The organism is Acidovorax sp. HMWF029 (assembly GCF_003060895.1).
Classification (GTDB): domain Bacteria; phylum Pseudomonadota; class Gammaproteobacteria; order Burkholderiales; family Burkholderiaceae_C; genus Acidovorax.
This window is the reverse complement of sequence record NZ_QAIH01000312.1, coordinates 3,431-3,914: the sequence shown is the minus strand read 5'-3', so window position 1 is coordinate 3,914 and position 484 is coordinate 3,431. Positions and strand designations below refer to the sequence as shown.

The window sequence follows — 484 nt, the reverse complement described above, 5'->3', positions numbered from 1 at the left end:
AGCCTGCCCCTCGCCCCCGCCTCTTCCCTGGCCCCGCGCCTGTCTGACCTGGCGCTGCTGCTGGTGGCCGTGGTGTGGGGCACCAGCTATGGCGTGGCCAAGGGGGCGCTGGTGTTCTACCCCGTGCTGGGTTTTCTGGCCGTGCGCTTTTTGCTGACCTTTGCCCTGCTGCTGCCCACGCTGCTGCGCGCCCCAGCGCCAGAGCGGCGCGATGCCCTGGCGGCGGGCCTGCCCCTGGGAGCGCTGATGCTGGGCATTTTTCTGTGCGAGACCTTTGGCCTGGCGCTCACACAGGCCAGCAACGCGGCCTTTCTCATCAGCCTGTGTGTGGTGTTCACCCCGTTTGCCGAGTGGTGGCTGCTGCGCCAGCGGCCCGGCCGTGCGATGTTTGTGTTTGCGGCGGTTTCGCTGCTGGGGGCTGCGCTGCTCAGCGGTGGATATTCGGGCCAGTGGGGCTGGGGCGATGCGCTGATGCTGGCCGCTG

The 484-nt window shown here is 69.0% G+C and carries 1 protein-coding gene; it reads left to right on the top strand.

Going from position 1 to position 484, the window contains the following annotated elements; translation table 11 throughout:
* A partial coding sequence (locus DBR12_RS23340; RefSeq protein ID WP_369861712.1) for an EamA family transporter occupies window positions 1-484 on the top strand: 484 nt, incomplete at both ends.